The organism is Vreelandella aquamarina (assembly GCF_900110265.1).
GTDB lineage: Bacteria > Pseudomonadota > Gammaproteobacteria > Pseudomonadales > Halomonadaceae > Vreelandella > Vreelandella aquamarina.
The window spans coordinates 1-2,699 of the sequence record NZ_FODB01000105.1; the positions used below are offsets into that span (position 1 = coordinate 1).

The window sequence follows — 2,699 nt, forward strand, 5'->3', positions numbered from 1 at the left end:
GGGGACTTTCACCCCCAAGTCATCCGGCCAACCACCACGGCGGACCGGATAGCGCCTAATTGGCGCTGCGCGCCATGCCTGGCGCACCATAAAAATCCCCCTGCTAACTCAATAGCAGGGGGTATTAATATCGTGAGCAAGTGTGTTAAGGCATCACTCTTCGTGTTCGACGAGCAGTTGAGAATCGCCCGCTAATACCTCATCCCATGCTTCTTCCAGCGTACAGCCTGAACGACTATCAATGGTGTCGATAACTTCGACGGCATGTTGGAGCGACTCACGATTGCTCTTCAACGCCAATACTAGCTTGGCTAAATCTTGCTTGCTGAAAGAGCTAGCGATACGGTCGGCTTGTTGGCTCAATTCGATGCAGTTCATGGTTAGTCCCTCATGGTATGGTCAGCCGCTGCTCGTTATTGTTTGATACTTCGTATGAATAATCGAGCAGCCATCTTAATTAACGACGAATGGTGACATTGCTACTCATGCTGGGCCGGGTAAGTGCCCAGTTCGGTAACTGCGAAACGGTCACAAGCGTTACAAGACCTTCGCCTTAAGCGCCCTGGTAATACGGCAGCGCCTCGGTATGTAGCAAGGATAAGTGCGACGTATCGGGATAACAAAACACCGCCCTGATCCATGACTTCACTATGGTTCACGGCTGCCATGCTCACAATGCATCATTGGCAGCAGGCTGGGTTGTAGTTTGACTACATAACACCCATAGAAGCGCTATCGATGACGTAGACTTTCAAGAAGAGAGTTAAACGACTGTTTTAAAAGGGTAGGGAAAAATCAATAGAGAAGAACTAACACGTCTTTAAAAGATAAAAAACGCCTGCTCATTAAAAACGAATGCAGTTTACTCCTAAATAACGATTCCTCTATACGACCAAGGACGATGGCTTCGTTAAAAAAACGCCATAAAAAAACGCCGCTGTGCGACAGCGGCATCTTTTATGGCGCTTCTATGGCGCTTCGCGGCGGCGTTGTTTACGTAGAGCGCACACGGGATACCGCATCCAACCAGCCCTGGTAGAGCTTTTCACGGGTCTCCTCTTCCATGGTCGGCGTAAAGCTGCGCTCGCAACGCCAGAGCTGCTCGATCTCCTCTAGCGTGTCGTACCAGCCAAGACGTAACCCTGCCAAGTAAGCCGCCCCAAGGGCCGTCGTTTCCAAAATGGTCGGACGGTCAACTTGGACATTGAGCATATCGGCCAAAAACTGCATGACCCAGCTGTTTTTCACCATGCCGCCATCCACACGCAGGTTGCCCGGCGCAGCCTCCATATCATCGTTCATACAGTGCTGCAGGTCGCGGGTTTGGTAACACACCGCCTGCAGCCCCGCCGCAACGATTTCGGCGATGCCAGTATCGCGGGTTAAGCCAAAAATCGCGCCACGGGCTTTGGGGTCCCAGTGGGGCGCGCCTAGCCCGGTAAAGGCTGGCACCAAATAAATGCTGTGGCCGCTGCGGGTTTTCTGGGCCAGCGCTTCGGTTTCCGAGGCATCGGCAAACAGGTTCAAACCATCTCGTAGCCACTGCACCGTTGCTCCCGCCACAAAGATGCTGCCCTCCATCGCATAGGTGGGCTTGCCGTTAATGCGGTAGCCAATGGTGGTCAGCAGGCGATTACGCGATACCGAGGCCGTTTCCCCGGTATTCACGATCATAAAACAGCCGGTACCGTAAGTGCTTTTACCCATACCGGGTTTAAAGCACGCCTGCCCGACCAGCGCCGCCTGTTGATCACCCGCGACGCCTGCAATCGGCAGCGGCGCGCCCAGCCAGTGGGCCTCGACCGTGCCAAAATCATCGCTGGAATCGTTCACCTCGGGGAGCATATTGGCGGGCACATCAAATAGCGCCAGCAGCTCCTCGTCCCAAGTTTGGTCATGAATGTTGAACAGCGCCGTGCGCGAGGCATTGGTGGCATCGGTCACGTGACGTTTACCATCGGTCAAACGCCACATCAAAAAGCTATCGACGGTGCCGAACGCCAGCTCGCCCCGGGCAGCACGCTCGCGGGCGCCCTCGACGCAATCGAGAATCCAGGCCAGTTTGGTGGCGGAAAAGTAAGGGTCGATCAATAGTCCAGTTTTCGACTGTACTAACTCAGTATGCCCCTCGTCGCGTAGCGCCTGACAGCGCTCGGAGGTGCGACGATCTTGCCAAACGATGGCGTTGTATAGCGGCTTGCCTGTGGCGCGATCCCACACCACCGTGGTCTCACGCTGGTTGGTAATGCCGACCCCATCCACTTGTTCGGGGGTTATCTGGGCTTTGCTGAGCACTTCCCGGCAGGTCGCGATCACCGATTCCCAGATATCTTCCGGGTCGTGTTCGATCCACCCATCTTGCGGAAAGTGTTGAGGAAACTCTTGCTGGGCAACTGCCGCTATTTGGCCTTGGCGGTCAAACAGAATCGCGCGGGAGCTGGTCGTGCCTTGATCGATGGCGAGAATAAAGGAGGACATAGCGCATTCACTTTGTTGTAGGTTCTTTCGATTTTGTCTGTTTTCTTTCGTTTTATTATCATCAGAGGCTACTCTAGGCGCCTGGAATGCTCAAGTATGAAACTCTGCCACCTTAGCCAAAGCCTGAGCCCGCCTTATTCATGAGACCGGCCTGAAAACGAAGATAGCGGATGGTATCCTCTTGAAAATTCAGTGTGTTCCGCCAAGAACCTGATCCAAGG

General features: G+C 54.0%; 2 protein-coding genes. Both read right to left on the reverse strand.

What is annotated here, in order from left to right; genetic code table 11:
* Positions 1 to 153 precede the first annotated feature (153 nt).
* A complete protein-coding gene (locus BMY49_RS16920) occupies positions 154 to 378 on the reverse strand; it encodes a hypothetical protein (RefSeq protein WP_044628033.1) in 225 nt (74 codons plus the stop codon).
* 615 nt (positions 379 to 993) lie between these two features.
* The gene (glpK, locus tag BMY49_RS16925; protein ID WP_062359367.1) at positions 994 to 2,478 is read right to left on the reverse strand and encodes a glycerol kinase GlpK; all 1,485 of its coding nucleotides are present in this window, start codon (positions 2,476 to 2,478) and stop codon (positions 994 to 996) included.
* Positions 2,479 to 2,699 lie beyond the last annotated feature (221 nt).

Bases quoted from the DNA above. Each gene is read 5' to 3' on its own strand.
- BMY49_RS16920 (WP_044628033.1), bottom strand. From the start codon at position 378: ATGAACTGCATCGAATTGAGCCAACAAGCCGACCGTATCGCTAGCTCT.
- glpK (WP_062359367.1), bottom strand. From the start codon at position 2,478: ATGTCCTCCTTTATTCTCGCCATCGATCAAGGCACGACCAGCTCCCGC.